The 18,257-nt window shown below is 71.0% G+C and carries 17 protein-coding genes; 7 read left to right on the top strand and 10 right to left on the bottom strand.

All coding sequences use genetic code 11. The annotated features are described in order from the left end of the window. Positions 1–9: 9 nt before the first annotated feature. From K8638_RS34145 to K8638_RS34105, 9 genes are all read right to left on the bottom strand, one after another. Positions 10–1,551, bottom strand: a complete 1,542-nt coding sequence (locus K8638_RS34145; protein ID WP_223758882.1) for a tetratricopeptide repeat protein — start codon at positions 1,549–1,551, stop codon at positions 10–12. Between the two features lie 23 nt (positions 1,552–1,574). Next, positions 1,575–2,774, bottom strand: coding sequence for an outer membrane beta-barrel domain-containing protein (locus K8638_RS34140; RefSeq protein WP_223758881.1), 1,200 nt, complete (start codon positions 2,772–2,774; stop codon positions 1,575–1,577). 12 nt (positions 2,775–2,786) lie between these two features. Beyond that, positions 2,787–3,611, bottom strand: a complete 825-nt coding sequence (locus K8638_RS34135) for an outer membrane beta-barrel domain-containing protein (RefSeq protein ID WP_223758880.1) — start codon at positions 3,609–3,611, stop codon at positions 2,787–2,789. Positions 3,612–4,011: 400 nt separating this feature from the next. Then, positions 4,012–4,683, bottom strand: coding sequence for a 50S ribosomal protein L3 (rplC, locus tag K8638_RS34130; protein ID WP_223758879.1), 672 nt, complete (start codon positions 4,681–4,683; stop codon positions 4,012–4,014). Between the two features lie 150 nt (positions 4,684–4,833). Beyond that, the gene (locus tag K8638_RS34125) at positions 4,834–5,604 is read right to left on the bottom strand and encodes a hypothetical protein (protein WP_223758878.1); all 771 of its coding nucleotides are present in this window, start codon (positions 5,602–5,604) and stop codon (positions 4,834–4,836) included. A gap of 70 nt (positions 5,605–5,674) precedes the next feature. Then, positions 5,675–6,148 carry a hypothetical protein gene (locus K8638_RS34120; protein ID WP_223758877.1) on the bottom strand — a complete coding sequence of 158 codons (474 nt, stop codon included), beginning with the start codon at positions 6,146–6,148 and terminating at the stop codon, positions 5,675–5,677. 57 nt (positions 6,149–6,205) lie between these two features. Beyond that, positions 6,206–7,324 (bottom strand): HupE/UreJ family protein, encoded by a 1,119-nt coding sequence (locus K8638_RS34115; RefSeq protein WP_223758876.1) that lies wholly within the window; start codon positions 7,322–7,324, stop codon positions 6,206–6,208. A 52-nt stretch (positions 7,325–7,376) separates the two neighbouring features. Continuing rightward, a complete protein-coding gene (locus K8638_RS34110) occupies positions 7,377–7,943 on the bottom strand; it encodes a hypothetical protein (RefSeq protein ID WP_223758875.1) in 567 nt (188 codons plus the stop codon). Beyond that, positions 7,940–8,098, bottom strand: coding sequence for a lmo0937 family membrane protein (locus K8638_RS34105; protein WP_223758874.1), 159 nt, complete (start codon positions 8,096–8,098; stop codon positions 7,940–7,942). Before K8638_RS34105 ends, K8638_RS34110 begins: the two co-directional genes overlap by 4 nt. A 252-nt stretch (positions 8,099–8,350) precedes the next feature. Here K8638_RS34105 and K8638_RS34100 point away from each other — a divergent pair, with 252 nt between their 5' ends. From K8638_RS34100 to K8638_RS34070, 7 genes are all read left to right on the top strand, one after another. Next, the gene (locus tag K8638_RS34100; RefSeq protein ID WP_223758873.1) at positions 8,351–9,088 is read left to right on the top strand and encodes a lytic transglycosylase domain-containing protein; all 738 of its coding nucleotides are present in this window, start codon (positions 8,351–8,353) and stop codon (positions 9,086–9,088) included. A 234-nt stretch (positions 9,089–9,322) separates the two neighbouring features. After that, positions 9,323–9,646, top strand: coding sequence for an STAS domain-containing protein (locus K8638_RS34095; RefSeq protein WP_223758872.1), 324 nt, complete (start codon positions 9,323–9,325; stop codon positions 9,644–9,646). A 109-nt stretch (positions 9,647–9,755) separates the two neighbouring features. After that, positions 9,756–10,736: a MoxR family ATPase gene (locus tag K8638_RS34090; RefSeq protein ID WP_223758871.1), complete on the top strand. Its 981-nt coding sequence runs from the start codon at positions 9,756–9,758 to the stop codon at positions 10,734–10,736. Beyond that, positions 10,733–11,701 carry a DUF58 domain-containing protein gene (locus K8638_RS34085; RefSeq protein WP_370644194.1) on the top strand — a complete coding sequence of 323 codons (969 nt, stop codon included), beginning with the start codon at positions 10,733–10,735 and terminating at the stop codon, positions 11,699–11,701. Before K8638_RS34090 ends, K8638_RS34085 begins: the two co-directional genes overlap by 4 nt. Continuing rightward, positions 11,698–13,719 carry a DUF3488 and transglutaminase-like domain-containing protein gene (locus tag K8638_RS34080; RefSeq protein ID WP_223758870.1) on the top strand — a complete coding sequence of 674 codons (2,022 nt, stop codon included), beginning with the start codon at positions 11,698–11,700 and terminating at the stop codon, positions 13,717–13,719. Before K8638_RS34085 ends, K8638_RS34080 begins: the two co-directional genes overlap by 4 nt. A gap of 454 nt (positions 13,720–14,173) precedes the next feature. Then, positions 14,174–15,061: an RNA polymerase factor sigma-32 gene (locus K8638_RS34075; protein ID WP_223758869.1), complete on the top strand. Its 888-nt coding sequence runs from the start codon at positions 14,174–14,176 to the stop codon at positions 15,059–15,061. 169 nt (positions 15,062–15,230) lie between these two features. After that, a complete protein-coding gene (locus tag K8638_RS34070; protein ID WP_223758868.1) occupies positions 15,231–17,708 on the top strand; it encodes an OPT family oligopeptide transporter in 2,478 nt (825 codons plus the stop codon). Between the two features lie 87 nt (positions 17,709–17,795). Here the strand turns inward: K8638_RS34070 and K8638_RS34065 are convergent, their stop codons facing one another. Then, on the bottom strand, positions 17,796–18,167 hold the full coding sequence (locus K8638_RS34065) for a hypothetical protein (protein WP_223758867.1): 372 nt from the start codon (positions 18,165–18,167) through the stop codon (positions 17,796–17,798). Between the last annotated feature and the right edge of the window lie 90 nt (positions 18,168–18,257).

The following is an 18,257-nucleotide window of genomic DNA, read 5'->3' as shown; positions in this document are numbered from 1 at the left end:
CCCGTGTGACTACGGTTGTCGTTGCTCGGACGTCTTCGCCGGGCAGCCGCGCTTCAGCGTGTACTGGTAGTAACCAATCTCGTCGATCCAGAACTCGCCCTGGAACTTCCAGTAGTTGTAGTTCGCGCCCGGCATCTTCGGGCGGTAGAGCGACTGGCGCGTCAGCAGTGTCTTCTGGTCCACGCCGGCCTGGAGCAGGTCCTTCTCGTCCAGCGCCGTCTGCACGCGGATGATTTCCGCCTGGTCGGAGAAGGTGCGCAGGTTGTCCGCCGCCTCGCGGATGCGGCTCTTGGCGAGCGTGCCGCCCACCTGCAGCAGCGTGCCGCGAACCTCCTCGAGCAAGGCCACCGTCTGCGCCGTCATGGGCGAGCCGCGCCACGCGCCGCTGCTCAGCTCGCGCTTCTCCGCATCCACGCGGTCCAGCATCCGCATCACCTCGCGGATGCGCTCGTTGTTGCGCAGCCACAGGTACACCGGGCGCGGCAGCCGGCGGTTCTCCGCCGCCACCAGGTTGTAGGCCTGCACGAGCTGCACGTCGTCGCCGGTGAAGGGCTCGAGCTGCTTCGCCATGGGGCCGTAGAGCTGGTCGAACGCCGCCAGCGTGGTCTTCACCTCGTCGTAGAGGCACGAGTAGTAGTAGACGGTCGCCTTGAGGATCCACGACTCGGGCTGGAAGGCGCCCTCGAACTGCGGCGCGTGGAGCGCCTGGAGGCTGCCGAGCGCGCCGCCGAAGTCCTCGTTCTGGAAGCGCGCGAAGCCGTTCTCGAAGAGGGCCTGGTCCCAGTAGCGCGCGTAGCGCGGCACCCGCTCGTAGGTGGTGGTGGCCTCCGCGTACTCGCCCCGGCGGTAGTGCAGGCGGCCCAGGCTGAGCATCGCCAGGTGCTGCGTGGGCTTCAGCTCCACCTGCGGCTCCTTCGCGGACAGCACGTCCTTGAAGGCGGCAAGGGCCTCCTTGTCCAGCGCGTCACCCTCGCCGGGGCGGCCGGGGAAGCGCGGGTCCGACAGCACCACGCCCAGCAGGTAGCGCGCCTTCGCGTAGACGCGGCTGTCCTTCGGCACCGCCTCCAGCAGCGCGCGCGCCTCCTCGAAACGGCCGCGGCGCTGGCTCACCGTGCCCACGAGGTAGTTGATGCGGGCCAGTACCTCCTTGGGCAGCGTCACCCACCTGTCGCGCACCTCGTCGGTGTACGCCTGGTTGAGGATGCTGGGGATGAGGTTCTGCTCGTCGAGCTGCTGCTGCATGTCCACCAGCCCCTCCACCGCCTTGAGGTACGAGGGGTGCGAGGGCCCGGCGTTGACGATGTCCGCGTAGGAGATGAAGGCGGCGACGGGCAGCCCCTTCTTCGCGAGCGACTGCGCGAGGAAGTACTCCGCCTTGCCCCTCACGTCGGCGTCGGAGGCGCCCTCGGAGAGCTGGAAGAAGAGCGGCGCGGCGGTGTCGAAGTCACCGGCGTTGAAGGCGGCCAGCGCGCGGTTGTAGCCACCCACGTCCTGCTGGGCGGGCACCACGAGCGGCGCCAGGACGACGAGGAGGCTGAGCAGTCGTTTCATGGCGGTGGGAGCCTTCATGTTCGTCAGAAGAGGATGGAGAAGCCGGCGTAGAAGCTGATGTTGTTGAGGACGTCCGAGGACGGCTCGGCCACCAGGTCGCGCCCGAGGATGATGTCCTCGCGGTAGTTCTTCTTCGTCTTCGGATCCACGCCGTCGAACTTCTGGTAGTTGCAGCTGCCGCTGAGCTGCAACGAGGCGAAGTCCTGGTTGCCCGCGCGCGCCGCCTCCATTGCCTCGAAGTCCGCCAGGCTGCAGCCGTCCACCTTGTCCACGCGGGCGGTGTAGATGAGGTCCCTCACCTCCATGCGCAGCGCGTACGACTCGCCGAACTGGAGGCGGAAGCCGCCGCCCACCGAGCCGAGGAACTTGGTGCCGGTGTCACCGAAGCGGGCCGGGACGGTGAAGCGCTCCCCGTCCACCTCGTTCGTCACCTCCGGGCGGATGAGGTGCCGCGTGGAGCCCACGCCCGCGCCGCCGCTGAGCACCACGCTGAACTGCGCCAGCGAGTCGTTCAGGAAGGCGAACTTGCCGTACAGGGGCGTCACCTCCACGCCCGCCTGCGCGCCCCACACCAGCAGCAGCGACGAGGCCGCCTGCGCCTGCTCGCGGACCTTGTCGATGAGCTCCAGGTTGAAGTCGCTCTCGTCGGTGTACCAGTTGTACTGGCCCGACACCTGGAACGCGAAGTTCTCCTGCAGGTGGTAGATGTACTGGAGCGCCGAGCCCGCGTGGTGGGTGTACTTGCCGTTCACCTGCACCGTCGCCGGGAAGAAGGCGAACTCGTGCTTGCCCTCGTCCGCGAAGCGCTTCTTCTGGACGATGTGCACCGACACGTTGGGGTTGTAGAGCGGCGCGCCGTTCACCAGCCGCTGCTGCTGCGCGTCCGTGGTGCGCGGGGCGTCCGACGCCAGCACCGGCGTGTCGTCCGGCGTCGCGGGCGGCTCCGGCCAGGCCAGCGCCGGGGCCTGCGCGTCCTCCGTGGCGGGCGCGGGCGCGGGGGCCTTTACCGCCTCGGGTGCCGGCTCCAGTGCCTCCTCGGGCACGGCGGGCTCCGGGCGCGGCGCGGGCGGCTCGGGGGCCTCCGGCTTCGGCTGGGACTGGCCCGGCGGAGGCGGGACGGACGTCTCCGCACCGGGCGCGGGTACGGACTGCCCACCGGACGCCTGTGCGAGCGCGAGGGCCGGAGCGGCGACGAGGAGCGCGAGGGAGAAGAGCGGTCTCATGGTCAGGAGGGCCTAGAAGGAGAAGGTGTAGCCAAGGTCGAACTGCACCAGGTGCGTGAGGCCGGGGCTGGACGCGGGCTCACCCGTCTCGCGCCCGGCCTCCCAGTCGTCCCGCAGCAGGTTGACGCGGTAGGCATCACGGAACACCCAGTCGCGCAGCTCCAGCCGCAGGCCGTGCTTGCCCATGACGAAGAAGCGGAAGCCCACCGCGCCGGACACCACCGGGGCCACCCGCGTCTCCTTCACCCAGTAGTCCTGGGAGGCCGAGCCGCGGTCCTCCGGCACCGAGCGGTCGTCACAGATGCCCAGCTCCCGGTCCACCACCTGCGTGCACTGGATGACGGAGTTGCGCTGGAACGAGCCGAGCCCGCCGCCCGCCCAGACGTACGCCTGGAAGTGGGCGGGCAGGTCCGACACGAGGCTGAGCTTCCCGTAGATGGGCGCCCACCGCACGCCGGCCACCCCGTGGAGGTTCATCTCCCAGAGGTCCTCCAGCTCGTCCGTGACGCGCTTGTCCTCGCGGTTGAGGAAGCTCTCGGAGATGGAGCGCGCCAGGCCCGTGTGCCGGCTGGCCGCGTAGCCGGCGCGCGCCTCCACCGCGAAGGTGTTGAAGAGGTTGTAGGCGACGCCGGCGTTGAAGAAGTAGTGCGCCGTCAGGTGCGTCTGCACCGGCAGGCCCACGCCCAGGGACAGCTCGAGCTGCCCTCCTGGCTCGAACAGCCGGTTGCGGACGACGACGTTGTCGAGGACCTGCTCGTCCTCCTCCTGCGCCGCGGCGACTGGCGCCGCCAGCGAGATGGCCAACGAAGCGATGACGCTGAGCGTGCGTGCGTTCATGGTTCCTGCCCGGCCCGTGGGAGGGGCCGCCGTGTGCGGGAGCGCAGAGCCTCCCCCATCCAGGGCGCCTGCGTCACCCGCCGTGCAGGCCCCTTCGTGGCGCATCCATGTGCACACGGCTTCCACGAGCGACAAGCCGCGTCGGCCCGGAGTCGGAATTGTTTTCACGCATGCCTGCCGCCGGGCGCCCACCGGTCAACGTTTCCCGCCGCGCCGTGACACGCGCGTGGCGAAGAGGGGCCCCGGAGCCGCAGCCCGGGCACACCTGGACCCACCCGCGACCTGCCGGGGCGGGGGCGCGCCTGGCCCGCAAAGCGAACGCCCCGCCCGGATGCCCGAGGAGTCGGGCCCGGAAGCGGGGCGTCAGGAGCGTCGAGGCTTCAGAACGCTCGGAGGCGAATCAGCCGCGGGCGGCCTTGTGCTGCGCGCGCATGGCGACCTTGATGCTCGGGCGGACGTAGACGACGGCGTCGTTGTGGCCCGGGACGGCACCCTTCACCAGGAGGAGGCCCTTCTCCACGTCCACGTCGACGACGGTCAGGTTCTGCGTGGTGACCTGCTCCACGCCGTAGTGACCCGGCATCTTCTTGTTCGGGTAGGTACGGCCAGGCGTCTTACGCTGACCGATGGCGCCCGGGTGACGCTGGTACTCGTGCGTACCGTGCGTCTTCGTCTGGGAGCCCTTGAAGCTCCAGCGGCGCATGACGCCGGAGAAGCCGCGGCCCTTGGTGACGCCGGTGACGTCCACCAGCTCGCCCTTGGCGAACATGTCCGCCTTGACGGCGTCGCCCACGTTGAAGGAGGAGGCCTCCTCCGGCGTGACGCGGAACTCCTTCAGGTGGCGGCGGAAGGGCGCGTTGGCCTTCTTGAAGAAGCCAATCTCGGCCTTGTTCAGAATCTTCTCGCGGATCTCACCAAAGCCCAGGGTCACCGCGGAGTACTTGTCCTTCTCCGGGGTGCGCTTGCCCACGACCTGGCAGGTGCCCACATCGATCACGGTGACCGGGACGAGGTTGCCCTCCTCGTTGAACACCTGGGTCATGCCGATCTTCTTGCCAATCAGACCCTTCACGTCGTCCTCACACTGCCAGCGCGCGTCGTGGCGCGGAAAAACCCAATAAAATCAATGACCTGGACTGCTCGCGTCCCCGCGGTTGCCAGGAAGCGGCGCAATGTAGCAAACGCGCCCCTCACGTCAAGCACTACGGGCGGGGGGGCTCCCTCACTGGGCGCGATCCAGCCGGGGGTAGAACGGTGCGAGCTGCGGATCAGAGAGGCGCTGAGCGTACACGTCCTCGCCGAGCAGGAACAGCGCCTGGTCCAGATAATCCTCCGCGGCCTTGACCTGTTCCTCCTTGGCCGCGATTGCCTGGTCGAGCTCCGCCATCCGCCCGTCGTGCTCCAGCCTGCGTGCCTCCTCCTCGTCCTCCATCTCCAGCATGCGCTTGTGCGCCAGGATGCCGGGCGCACCGGGCTGGCCGGGCTGGGGGGTGAGGGCGTTGGACACGCGGATCTCCAGGTCCTCCACCTCGCGGGCCAGGCGCATCTGCGCGAGCCGGCTCTTCTTGAGGTTGGTGCGGGCCAGGTCGATCTTGGCCGGGTCCTGCCCGGTCAGCTCCATGTCCTTGATCTTCGCCTCCAGCTTCTTGAGGCCGTCGTGGGAGTAGCGCAGCTCGGCGCGGCGGGTGGACAGCGTCTTGCGCAGGTCCTTCACCTTGCCCTCGATGGCGTCCACCGCCTTCTTCCATTTCTTCACGATGGCCTGATGCCCGACGCGCTCCTCGTCCTGCTGGGCGAGGAAGTCCTGGAACGCCGCGTCCTCGTCGTTCATCTCCTGCTCAAGCGCGGCCAGCTCGTCCCGGCGCGCCACCACCGCCTCCTCGGCGCGGTAGACGCGGTCCATGGAGCGCGGGCAGTTGGGCTTGCCGGGCAGCCTGTCTCGCGCCAGGTCGCCGAGCTGGAAGATGAGGTCGTTGTAGCTCTCCTTCGCCATGGGCGGGTTTCTACGCCCAACGCGCGGGGACTGTCACCGGGAGAGCAACCGGAAGGCGGCGTTCCGCGCCTCAGGAGCCGGCGGGCGCGTCCGCGGCCGGGGACGCACCATGGGAGACGGCGGCCAGGGCGCCTTCGGCCAGGGCGAGCAGCTCGCGGGCCCGGTCCTGCTCCTCGGTGCGGTTGAGCTCGCAGACCCAGGCGGAGGACAGGTCCGCCTGCTGGCGGGCCAGCTCGGCGGTCGTCTCGTAGCGGGCGGCGGAGGCGCGGGCGAAGCAGCCCTCGCGGCGCAGCTCGAGGATGGTGTCGGGGTCCAGCTCGATGTCCTCCGGCGGGACGGGCAGCGGCCCCCGTCCCAGCGCGGCCAGCCGGGCCAGCAGGCGCGAAGCGTGCGCGCGGCAGAACGCGGCCAGCACCATCAGCCGCGCGCGGACCCGCGCGTCTCCGATGCGCTCCGCGAGCGCTGTCATCCGCCGGGCGGAGACGACCTCCGCCTCCCATGCGGCGGCCAGCGCAGCGGCCAGCCGGGTATGCCTCGCACCCATGGACGTCCCCCGTTCCCTACCCTTATGCCGGCAACGTAGGGACGCCCTCCGCCGGATTCAACCGAGTGCCCGCTCGATCATCCAGTACCCACCAGCAGCGAGGATGCACACCGACAAGACGCGCACAGTCCGGAGGTGGAGCGCGGGCCGGCGGCGCACCATGCGCAGGACGGGCAGCAGGACGGCCACCACCACCGCCTGCCCCAGCTCCACGCCGAGGTTGAAGCCCAGGAGCCCCGTCACCACCGAGTCCCCCAGGCCGTACCCGGCCAGCACGCTGGCGAAGCCGAAGCCGTGCACCAGTCCGAAGAGGAAGGTGATGAGGACACGGTGGCGGTGCTCACGCAGGACGAGGTTCTCCACCGCCACATAGATGATGGAGGCGGCGATGGCGGCCTCCACCCAGCGCGCCCGCTCGCCGTCCAGCACCACCCAGCCCAGCGCGGTGGCTCCCAGCGTGAGGGAGTGCGCCACGGTGAAGGACGTCACCAGCAGCAGCACCCGCCTGAGGCCGCCCCCCACCAGCAGCACCGCCAGCAGGAAGGCCAGGTGGTCCACGCCCGCGAAGATGTGGCGCACGCCCAGCGACACCCAACCGCCGAAGCCGCTGACCGCCCCGGCGCCCTCCCCTCCTGCTTCCGCGGGGCCGGCAATGGCCACGCTCGGCTGCGCGGCGTCCGCGAAGATGGCGCCGGGGACCTCTCCGTCCAGGGAGCTGCCCAGGATCACCCGGTAGCCCGCCGGCAGCACCGACAGCACGGTGTACGTCTGCCGCAGCGGGCCCGGTGGACAGTGGAAGGTGGCGGACAGCTCCACGTACGTCTGGCGCAGCAGCGCGGAGTGGGCGGTGCGCGTGCAGGGCTGCCCGCCGGCGGTGAGGGGCATCGCATCCCATACGCCCACCTCGAGCGCCGCGCGGCGGGCGTCCAGGTCCGCCTGGGACACCGAGCCGTCCCCGTCCGCATCGGCGGGCAGCAGCAGGCCGAGCGTGCCCGCCGTCAGGGTGAGCACCTGGCGGACCTCCGGAGCCTCGGGCGGAGCCTCGGGCGAAGCCCGGGCGGCGTCCGGAGTGACGCGGCGGACCTGTGAATAGAGGATGTCCGCGTCGTGCGCGGAGGCCGCGCCCGCGGCGAGCAGCAGCGCCGCGAGCACCACCCGGGGGGAGGCCCTCGTCATGGACGCGCAGCCTGCCGTCATGGCGGGCCCGCGTCCACCACCCCGCTTCCGGCTACTCCTGGATGAAGCGCAGCTGCACCTGCTGACGGCCGCTCAGCCCCCCGTGCCGCGTGCCGCAGTAGGGGCAGTAGAGGGGCTGGTCCCAGTCCCACAGCACCTTCAGGTCCTCCCCGCAGCACAGCATGGGCAGGGTGCGCAGCAACTCGTCCGGCTCCGGGTCCATGGGCCCGGGCAGCGACTCCGGGGCCACCGCGACGAAGGTGGGCCGGGGGTTGAGCGACAGCGTGCGGGCCACGTGGGCCAGTTGCTCGTAGCGCACGTGGTTGGCCCAGGCGCGCGCCACCCCCTCCAGGTGCGTCTGCTGCGCGGGGGTGAGGAAGTCGTCCGCCGGGGCGCTCTGGCCGCAGTAGGGGCAGCGCCACCGCGGCAGCCCCTCCTCGCCCTCGTGCGCGTTCTCCAGGGTGAAGAAGGCCTGCAGCTTGTGCAGCACCGCGCGGGCGTCGAATGGGCCCGGCCGCATCTTGAAGGGGCGTGAGCAGTGCGGGCACTCGCGCCGCGTGAAGCCCGCGGTGTCCCGGGGCAGCTCCAGGCCGGTGACCTCCGGGCCGGTGCCGCTCATGACGTCGCCGTCCTGCGGCCGTGGGACGCCACCGCCAGCAGGAAGGCCACCATCGAGAACAGCAGCAGCAGGTGGACCCAGTACCCCTCCGTGGAGCCGGCCGTCAGCCCCAGGCACCACAGCACCAGCAGGATCATCCCCATCGTCCAGTACACGCCACACCTCCACGCCCCACACCCTGGCGCGGGCAAAGGTAGGAACGGGTACCGGACCGGGCAACCCGGTCCTTTTCACAGCCCCGGGCTGGGTAGAGCACTGCCCAACCCGGGCATTTTTTCCGGCCCGCGGAGGCACGTTCCGGCCCTTGCGTGGGGAGATCTTAAGGAGAGACAGGCGGTGAAGGGACGTGGCACGCCGCCTGCTTTGCCGCCAGACCATCCGAGGTGTCCTTGGATGGGGAGGGCGGGATGCGGGGCTGGACGGTGGCGATGACAACGGCGGCGATGCTGATGGGAACGGGAGCGCTCGCCTTTCCGGTGCAGGTTCCCGAGGGCCCCCAGGGCGAGGCGCCGGAGGTGACGGAGCTGCGCGCCCGGTTGTCCGAGCGCGAGGCCGAGCTCAAGGCGGCCCTGGCGAAGCTGCAGGTGTACGAGGACGAGGCCGACCTGGCCGAGGCGGACCGGCTGGGGGTGACGGAGCTGGTGAAGGCCTCCGGGCTGCCGGAGCGGCAGCAGCGGCGGCTGGCGGTGGCCATCGTCCGCGAGGCCCGGCGCAACAACATCGACCCGCTGCTGGTGGTGGCGGTCATCCGCTGCGAGAGCAGCTTCAACAACTACGCGGTGTCCCACGTGGGGGCCATGGGGCTGATGCAGGTGATGCCGGATACCGGCAAGTACCTGGCGGACAAGGCAGGCTTCCGGCTGGGGCGCTCCAGCAACCTCTTCGACGCGGAGACGAACGTGGAGCTCGGCACCGCGTACCTGGCGGACCTCATCCAGCGCTTCGGCACCGTGGAGCGGGCCCTCGTCGCCTACAACGCGGGCCCCGGGCTGGCCAGGCGCATCCTCGCCAGACCCGAGTCGCGCAAGAAGTTCATGGCCGGCTACCCCACCAAGGTGGTGAAGGAGTTCCGGAAGCTGAAGGCGCGGCAGGAGCGACAGCTCACCCTCCGCGCTCAGCAGGCAACGGACGACCGGCGGGGTTGACCGCTGCGCGACACGGGGGACGCCCGCTGCCTGACAGTCACCCTGGATTGAAGTCCAGGGGGGCTGACCTTCCTACGAGTCGGAGTGCAGTGTTTGCGCCCGGCTGAAGGCACTCCACGGGTTGTCTCCCTGCTGGAGCTTCGGGACCACGGTTGGCCCGGAGTGTGCTTGCAGCCGCCGTGCCCATCTCAACGGCACACCGTGCACACAGCATCTACTTGGGAGAGCACAGCAATGGCGGGTCTCCAGATCCACCGTGAAGAAGTCGCAGGCCGTGTCACCCTCCGTCTGGAAGGCATCCTGGACGGCAGGACAGCGCAGGAAGTGCACACCTCGCTGGCGTCCCTGAGTGGGCATGAAGTCGTCCTGGACTTCACGCACCTGAGGGAGTTCAAGGACAGCGCCGTGGGGGTGCTGACGAGGGACCTGGTGGAGCGGCCGGTGCAGCTTCGCGGCCTGGCCACCCACCACGAGCGGATGTTCCGGTACTTCGGCGTGGGCACGGGCACGTCCCCGCGCCGCGCGTACTACACGCCCGAGGACGTCCTCCCGGCGTGAGCGGGGCCCACGCCCCGAGAGAGCAGGCGGGCGTCCTGGATGGAACGAAAGAACGCCGCTCCTCCGGGGCGTGACCGTTCCGGGGGGGAGTCGGCTAGAGTGGCGGCGGATGAACCAGCCCGCCCGCGTCCTGTCCCCCGTCCCCTCCCCTGCTTCCGCGCGCTCGGTGATGGAACGGATCGCCACCCAACTGGGGCGGGCGGTCCAGGGCAAGGAAGCCCAGACCCAGCTCGTGGTGACCTGCCTGGTGTCAGGAGGCCACATCCTCCTGGAGGACGTGCCGGGGGTGGGCAAGACGACACTCGCCGAGGCGCTGGCCCGGGCCTGTGGGCTGAGCTTCGCCCGCGTCCAGTTCACCGCGGACCTGATGCCCGCCGACATCCTCGGGGCCCAGGTCTTCCACGCGCAGACGGCCACCTTCCAGTTCCGGCCCGGTCCCCTCTTCCGGCAGCTCGTGCTGGCGGATGAGCTGAACCGCGCCCCGCCGCGCACCCAGTCCGCGCTGCTGGAGGCCATGGCGCAGGGCCAGGTGTCGCTGGACGGGGCCACGTACGCCCTGCCCGGTCCCTTCATCGTGGTGGCCACGCAGAACCCGGTGGACTTCTCCGGCACCTACCCGCTGCCGGACTCGCAGCTGGACCGCTTCATGGTGCGCATGTCGCTGGGCCACCCGGCGCCGGACGTGGAGGCGCGGCTGCTGGCCACGCGGAGCAGCCTGCCGCCCCTGGACGGGGTGGAGACGGTGTCCGGGCCGGAGGAGGTGGCGTCGCTGCGCACCCTGGCCGCGGAGCTGAAGCTGGACGGGACGGTGGCGGACTACGTGGTGCGGCTGGCGAAGGCCACGCGTGAGCACGGCGACATCGAGCGGGGCGCCTCCACGCGCGCGGTGCTGGCGCTGGGCGCGGCGGCCCGGGCGCAGGCGCTGTGGGACTCCCGGGACTTCGTGACGCCGGGGGACGTGCGGGCGGTGCTGGTGCCCTGCTGGGCGCACCGCGTGCTGCTGCGCAGCGCCGTGCAGGGCGTGACGGCTCGCGACGAGGCGGCCCACCTTCTGGAGGAGATTTCCCGGAAGGTCCCGGCGCCCCGGTGAGACTGCGTCCCAGGCAGTGGTGGTCCCGGCTGCGCGCGCGGTTCCGGCTGCCGCGCACCCTCAAGGTGACGCGCATCGGCCGCACGTACCTCGTGGTGACGTTCGGCGTGGGCCTGGGCGCCCTCAACACCGGCAACAACCTCCTCTACCTCCTGCTGGGCATGCTGCTGAGCATGGTGGTGGTGTCCGGCGTCCTGTCGGAGCGCTGCCTGAGGGACTTGTCGGTGCGGCGCGTGGGCACCGACGCGGCCTTCGCCGGCGAGCCCTTCGCCTTCCGCTGGGCGGTGACGAAGAAGCGGGGCCATGGCTTCGCGCTCACCCTGTCGGAGGCGGACTCGCCGCTGTCGGGCGAGGGTGGCGTGGGCTACCTGCCCTCGGGCGTGGACCACGTGGTGCGGGCGGACCTCACCGCGCCGAAGCGGGGGCCGGTGCCGCTGGCGGGCGTGCGCGTCACCACCACGTGGCCGCTGGGCCTGTTCGCCAAGACGCGCGTCTTCCCGCTGAAGGGCATGCTGCTCGTCTACCCGCGGCGCGGCTACGCCTGCGTGGACCCGGGTGAGGCGGAGCGTGGGCCGGTGGGTGACGCGGGCAACCCGCGCCGCAACGACGGCACCGGGGACGTGGCGGGCCTTCGCGAGCTGATGCAGGGCGAGGACGCGCGCCGCATCCACTGGCGCAAGAGCGCCGCCCTGGGGAAGCTGCTGCGGGTGGAGCGCGAGCGCGAGGAGCGCCGCACCTGGGTGCTGGCCGTGGAGGCCGGGCTCGAGGGCGACGCGCTGGAGCGCCGCTGCGAGGAGGTGGCCGCGCTGGCCCACCGGCTCATCGAGGAAGGGCACGAGGTGGGGCTGGACACGGTGGACGGACGCCTGCGTCCGGCGGCGGGCTCCGCGCAGGAGCGGCGGCTGCTCCGGGCGCTGGCGTGGCTGGGCCATGAGGGGCCTCGCGGGGAAGAGGAGGCGGCATGAGGCCGGGCACGCGGCTGCGGTTGGCGCTGAGGGACCTGGGCTCCGGGGCCGCGTTCGCCTCCATGGCGGTGTCCGGGCAGCTCCCGGTGTGGACGCTGGTGCTGTACGCGCTGTCGCTGGTGTGCGCGCTGGCGGGGCGGCGCCTGTTCGCGAAGCGGGCGAAGCTCACCGCGCTGCTGCTGCTCGTCGTCGCCGCGGTGCTGGGGATGAACGTGCTGGCGGGCGCCATCAACCTCGTGGTGGCGGCGTGCTCCTTCGCGGGCCTCATCTCCGCGCACCGGCTCCTGTCCGCGCCGGAGCCCGCCACCGACGGGCAGGTCCACCTGTCCGGGCTGCTGATGGTGGCGGGTGGCGCGGCCCTGTCCGGCGAGCTCGTCTACGGCCTCTTCCTGGTGGCCTTCGGCGTGCTCTCCAGCATGGCGCTGGCGCTGGGCGTGGTGGAGGCCTCGGTGCCGGAGGGCGAGCCGGTGCCGGTGCGCCAGGTGATGCGCCCGCTGGCGACGGGCGTGGGCTTCGCGGTGGCCGGCGCCGTGGCCTTCTTCATCCTCTTCCCGCGCCTGAACTGGAACATGATGGGCCCGCGCGCGTCGCCGGGCCTGGGCCCCGCGACCACGGGCCTCTCCGACACGGTGCGGCTGGGCGGCGCGGGCACCATCAAGGGCAACCCGCGCATCGTGCTGCGCGCCACCCTCTCCCCGGACCCGGGGAAGGAGGCGCTGGACGCGTACTGGCTGGGCCGCACCTACGACGTCTTCGACGGGCAGGAGTGGACGAGCGTGGGCCGCCCGCCCCGTGGCGCCATGTACATGGTGACGCTGCGGCCGGGGGGCGACGACCTCGTCCACCAGCGCGTGGAGTTGCTGCCCGCGTACGGAGCCCGCACGCTGGTGGCCCTGGAGACGCCCTCCCGGCTGGGCAACGCGGTGGCCCACCAGCAGTCGGGAAGCCGGCGCGTCGGCCTCCAGGAGATGGGCGGCGGCGAGGTGCGCCTCCAGGACCCCGGCATCTCCTACGCCTACGAGGCCTACAGCCTGCCTCCCGGCGGCAGCGGCCACGACCTGCGGGACCTCCCTCCCGACGAGCAGGACGCGCTGCTGACGATTCCGGAGGAACTGGACCCCCGCGTCGCGCAGACGGCCGCGCGCGTGCTCAACGGAGAGCGCGAGCCGCTGGCCGCAGCGAGGAAGCTGGCCGCGTGGCTGCAGCAGGAGCTCACGTACACGCTGGAGCTGAGCGGGGACGTGGACGACCCGCTGGCGGACTTCCTCTTCGTGCGCAAGGCGGGACACTGCGAGCACTTCGCCACCGCGCTCACCCTGATGCTGCGCACGCAGGGCATCCGCGCCCGGCTGGCCACCGGCTTCTTCGGCGGCGAGCGGGTGGACGAGGCCTACATCGTCCGCGCCGGTGACGCGCACGCCTGGACACACGTGCTGGTGCCAGGGCGCGGCTTCGTCACCGTGGACGCGACGCCCCCGGCCCACCGCGCGAGCCAGTCCTCCGTCGTCCTCCAGAAGCTCATCAGCTTCTACGAGGCGGTGGAGGCGCGGTGGCGCAGCGCCGTCGTCGACTACTCCTTCCGGGACCAGATGGACGTGGCACGCGCGCTCGTCCGCCCGCCCCGGCGCCGCGGGGGAGAGGAGTCTCCCAGCCGCCTGCCGCCGCTGCGCGCATGGGGCGCCGCGCTGGTCGCCGGGATGGGCGCGTATGCCGCCTGGCGCATGCTCACCCGCGTCCTCGCTCGCGAGCGCCCTCACGAGGCCACCCGCTTCGTGGACGCGGTGGAGGCCCAGCTCGCCGCCGCGCGCGTCGAGCGCCTCGAGGGCGAGACACTGGAGGACCTGGACGCGCGGCTCACGCGTGAGGGCCACCCCCTCTCCCCCGCCCTGACGCCCGTCACCCGCCGCTACCTGGAGGCCCGCTTCGGCGGCCGCCCGCTGCGGCAGGGCGAGGCCTCACAGCTGCTCGGAAGCCTGAAGCGCGCCATCTCCGCCGAGGCGCGCCGCCGGGCTTCCTGAGCCCACGCTGGGGCTGGCGGGCAGGTGGGCGCCGGGCATCGCGCCCGCTGCCCGGCCGTCCTGGCGCACCCGGGAAAAGGCACCTGTCATCCGCCGGGGGCGTCGTTACGCCTTTTTCGCGGCGGGGCGGCCGGCTTGTTCTGGCGTTCGCCCCGCCGTGTCGAATCCACGTCGCCCGGGAGGAAGACACCCGGGCCCTCATGCGGGAGGCCTCGTGCGGATGGCTCTGAAGTTCCTACCGCTCCGTTTCCGCGGCCCGCGTCCAGGAGAGTTGTAACGGTTACAGGTTCCCCGCCTTGTGCACGCGTCCAGGCTTCGCCAACCCCCTAGAGACATTGGGGAAGACGCACAGCGGCAAGTTGGCACCGGCGTTGCTCAAGACACCCTTCGTCAAGTTGTCAGGCGGTCCGAAAACCTTTTCGGCCTCCCCAGAGAGGCCCCGTCGGGAGACACCATGCAGGCTTCCACCGAGCAGTCGTCCAACTCCGGCTCTCTGGCGATGTACCTGTCGGAGATCAACCACTACGCCCTTCTCACGGTGGAGGAGGAGCAGGAGCTGGCACGGCGCTTCATCAAGGGCGACCTGGCCGCGGGCCACCGCCTGGTGACCTCCAACCTGCGCTTCGTGGTGAAGGTGGCGTACGAGTACCGCTCCTACGGCATCAAGATGTCCGACCTCATCCAGGAGGGGAACATCGGCCTGATGAAGGCGGTGCAGAAGTTCGACCCGGACAAGGGCATCCGCCTCATCTCCTACGCCGTGTGGTGGATCCGCGCGTACATCCAGAACTACATCCTCAAGAGCTGGTCGCTGGTGAAGCTCGGAACCACCCAGGCGCAGCGCAAGCTGTTCTTCAGCCTGGCCCGCACCCGGCGCGAGCTGGAGAAGTTCGGCAGCGGCGACGCGGTGGTGAACGTGGACGACATCGCCCGCCGGCTGCACGTGAAGCCCGGCGAGGTGCGGGAGATGGAGCAGCGCATGGGCGGCAGGGACCTGTCCCTGGACGCGCCCATGGGTGAGGACGGCGGCAACAGCCACGTGGACTTCGTGGTGAGCGCCTCCGCGCCGCAGGACGACGAGTTCGCGGACAAGGAGGAGGCGGGCCTCATCAACGCCCGCGTCCGCACCGCGCTGATGCGGCTGGACCCGCGCGAGCGCTTCATCATCGAGCAGCGCGTCATGAACGAGCGGCCGATGACGCTCAAGGAGCTGGGCGAGCACTTCGGCTTCTCGCGCGAGCGCGCCCGCCAGCTCGAGATCCGCGCCAAGGACAAGCTGAAGTCCGAGCTGGCCGCGCTGATGGCCGAGGTGGACCCCGAGGCCGCCGCCATGCAGCAATGAGCCGCGCCTGACGCGGCGGGTCGTCCCGGCCCGACCGGGCACGTCCCCCCTTCCGAGCGCCTCCGCCCCCCTGCCGGGCGGAGGCGTTTGTCATTCGAGGGCTCTGTTTCGCGGTGGCTCGGCTCCCTGCTAGAAGGAGCCCGATTCCCTTCGTGAAGGAGCTTCACGCTTGGCCCACGGAACCCCACCGGTCGTCGACGAGCGCGTACCTGTCGCACAGGTACACACGCCGCACGCCCATACGCCGTACATCCCCCCTGACAAGTCTCCCGCGGAGATGACCCTTCGCGGCCTGGTGCTGGGCTCGGTGCTCGGCATCGTGTTCGCCGCCTCGTCCGTGTACCTGGCCATCAAGGTCGGCCTCACGGTGTCCGCGTCCATCCCCGTGGCGGTGCTGTCCATCGCCATCTTCCGGGCCCTGGGCAACTCCAGCATCCTGGAGAACACCATCGTCCAGACGACGGGCTCGGCCGGCGAGTCGCTCGCCTTCGGCGTGGCGGCGGCGCTGCCCGCGCTGCTCCTGCTGGGCTACGACATCAGCCTCACCCACGCGTTCCTCACCGCGGCGCTGGGCGGCGTGCTCGGCGTGTTGATGATGATTCCGCTGCGCCAGGGCCTCATCGTCCAGGAGCACGGCAAGCTCCCCTACCCGGAGGGAACGGCCAGCGCGGACGTGCTCATCGTGGGTGAGCAGGGCGGCACCAACGCGCGCACGGTCATCATCGGCTTCCTGGTGGGCGGCATCTACAAGTTCGCGTACTCGGGCATGAAGCTGTTCCGCGAGGTGCTGAGCACGCCCCTCAAGGGCCTGAAGAGCGCGACGGTGTCCACCGAGGTGAGCCCGGAGCTGCTGGGCGTGGGCTACATCATCGGCCCGCGCGTGGCGTCCATCACCTTCGCGGGCGGCGTGCTGAGCTACCTCATCCTCATCCCCGCCATCTCCTTCTTCGGCAGCGGGCTGGACACGCCGCTGCTGGTGCACAACGGCCAGCTCATCCGGGACATGTCTCCGGACCAGATCCGCAACGCCTACGTGCTCTACATCGGCGCGGGCGCGGTGGCGACCGGCGGCCTCATCTCCCTCATCCGCTCGCTGCCCACCATCGTCGGCGCCTTCAAGCGCAGCGTGGAGACGCTGAAGGCCTCGCGCACGCATGGCACCGCGCCGCAGCTGCTTCGCACCGAGCAGGACCTGCCCATCACCGTGGTGCTCGTGGGCAGCGCGCTGCTCATCCTGGCCATCTGGCTGTCGCCCCCGCTGGAGGTGAACTTCATCTCCGCCATCCTCATCGTCATCTTCGGCTTCTTCTTCGTGACGGTGAGCGCGCGCATCACCGGTGAGATTGGCAGCTCGTCCAACCCCATCTCCGGCATGGTGGTGGCCACGCTGCTCGTCACCTGCCTCGTCTATCTGTTGATGGGGTGGACGTCCTCCGAGGACCGCTTCATGGCGCTGACCACGGCGGCCATCGTTGGCATCGCCGCGTCCAACGGCGGCACCACCGCGCAGGATTTGAAGACGGCCTTCCTGGTGGGCGGCACGCCGAAGCGGCAGCAGGTGGCGCTCTTCGTGGGCGTGCTGACCAGCGCCATGTTCATCGGCCTGGTGCTGGTGACGCTCAACCGCGGCGCCACCGTCACCATCCCCGAGCCGCACCCGGGCGTGCAGGTGTCCGAGCTGACGCAGGAGTCCCGCGTCCAGTACACCTTCCCCTGGGCCGTCACTCCCGAGGCGCTGGCGTCGCGAGGCCTGGACGAGGCGGCGCTGCGCAAGGCCGTGTGGGCGCAGGGCTATGAGCTGAACACGCAGCCCGGCGGCGCGCTGGAGCTGCGGAGCTGGCGCGAGGTGGCGCCGCAGGACCTGGGCGCCGTGACGCTCAGCCCCACCAGCGGCAAGCAGGTGAAGGTGGCGGACCTGGGCGCCGTCACGCAGGGCCCCCAGCGCACGTACAAGGAGGGCTTCGTGCGCGGCGCGGACACGCCGGTGCCCGCGGGCAAGTACCTGGTCGACGAGGCGGGCACCATCCAGTACGTGGTGGACCCGGGCATCGGCGGCCGCGTCAGCGTGTACGAGGGACAGCAGCTCACCCGCTACGCCGCGCCCAAGGCGCAGCTCTTCTCGCTCATCATCGACGGCATCCTCACCCAGCGGCTGCCGTGGGACCTGGTGCTCCTGGGCGTGTTCATCGCGCTGATGCTGGAGCTGTGCGGCGTGTCCGCCCTGCCCTTCGCGGTGGGCGTGTACCTGCCCATCAGCAGCAGCGCCCCGCTCTTCGTGGGCGGCATGGTCCGCTACGTCGTGGACCGCGTGCGCGGCGGCAGCGCGGCCGAGTCCGAGTTCTCCCCGGGCACCCTGCTGTCCTCCGGCTACATCGCCGGTGGCTCCATCGCCGGCGTGCTCATCGCCTTCCTGGAGATCGCCACGGACGGCGCCGGCACGCGCGCCATCAACCTGCCCGCCATGCTGGGCCACGAGGGCGGCCTGGGCGCCTTCCTCAACACGGTGGGTGAGAGCGAGCTGGCGCACCCGCTCTGGTCCAACCTCTGGGGCCTGCTCTTCTTCGCCGGTCTCACCGTCTTCCTGCTGCGCTCCGCCATCAAGGGACCGAGCGCCGCGGTGGCCCCGCCGCCCCAGAAGGGGGCCTGACCCCCTCCCGGTCAGGGACTGTGAGTGAGCCGAGGCGGCGTGGGAGCTTCCCGCGCCGCCTCGTGTTCTTCAGCCCACCCGCGCGGCTCAGAGCGGCGGATGGGAAGGCGGCACGGCGCTGTCGCCGTCGCCTTCCTCGTCGCCGGCCTCCGAGGCGTCGAGCGGGGCGGAGGGCATACCCGGAGCCTCGGCGCAGACGTACTCGGCGCGAAGGGGCGCGACGATGCCGAAGCTGAAGAAGTAGACGATGGGGCCCCAGGCGGGCCAGTACACATCCACCCGGGACAGTCCGTGGGGGCACTCCCTCGCGGCCACGTTCGACGTGGTGAGGCCGTACGCCAGGCTCACCCCGCCCCGCCCCCGGGCCTCGCCCGACCGAGGCGCCCCCGTCCGCACGCTCATCCGGAAACACCCCGTCAGCGACAGCACCATCGCCCCACAGGCCAGCAGCCGTTTCATGCGTTGCAGACTCCCTCGATGGATGGCGCGGCTCGTACCACACCCGGAAATCCCGGCCATTCCAGACGCTGTTACGTGCATGTCACTCCA

Source organism: Myxococcus sp. RHSTA-1-4 (assembly GCF_020037125.1).
Lineage (GTDB): Bacteria > Myxococcota > Myxococcia > Myxococcales > Myxococcaceae > Myxococcus.
The sequence above is the reverse complement of the archived record's forward strand: the minus strand, read 5'-3'. Positions and strand labels throughout refer to the sequence as shown.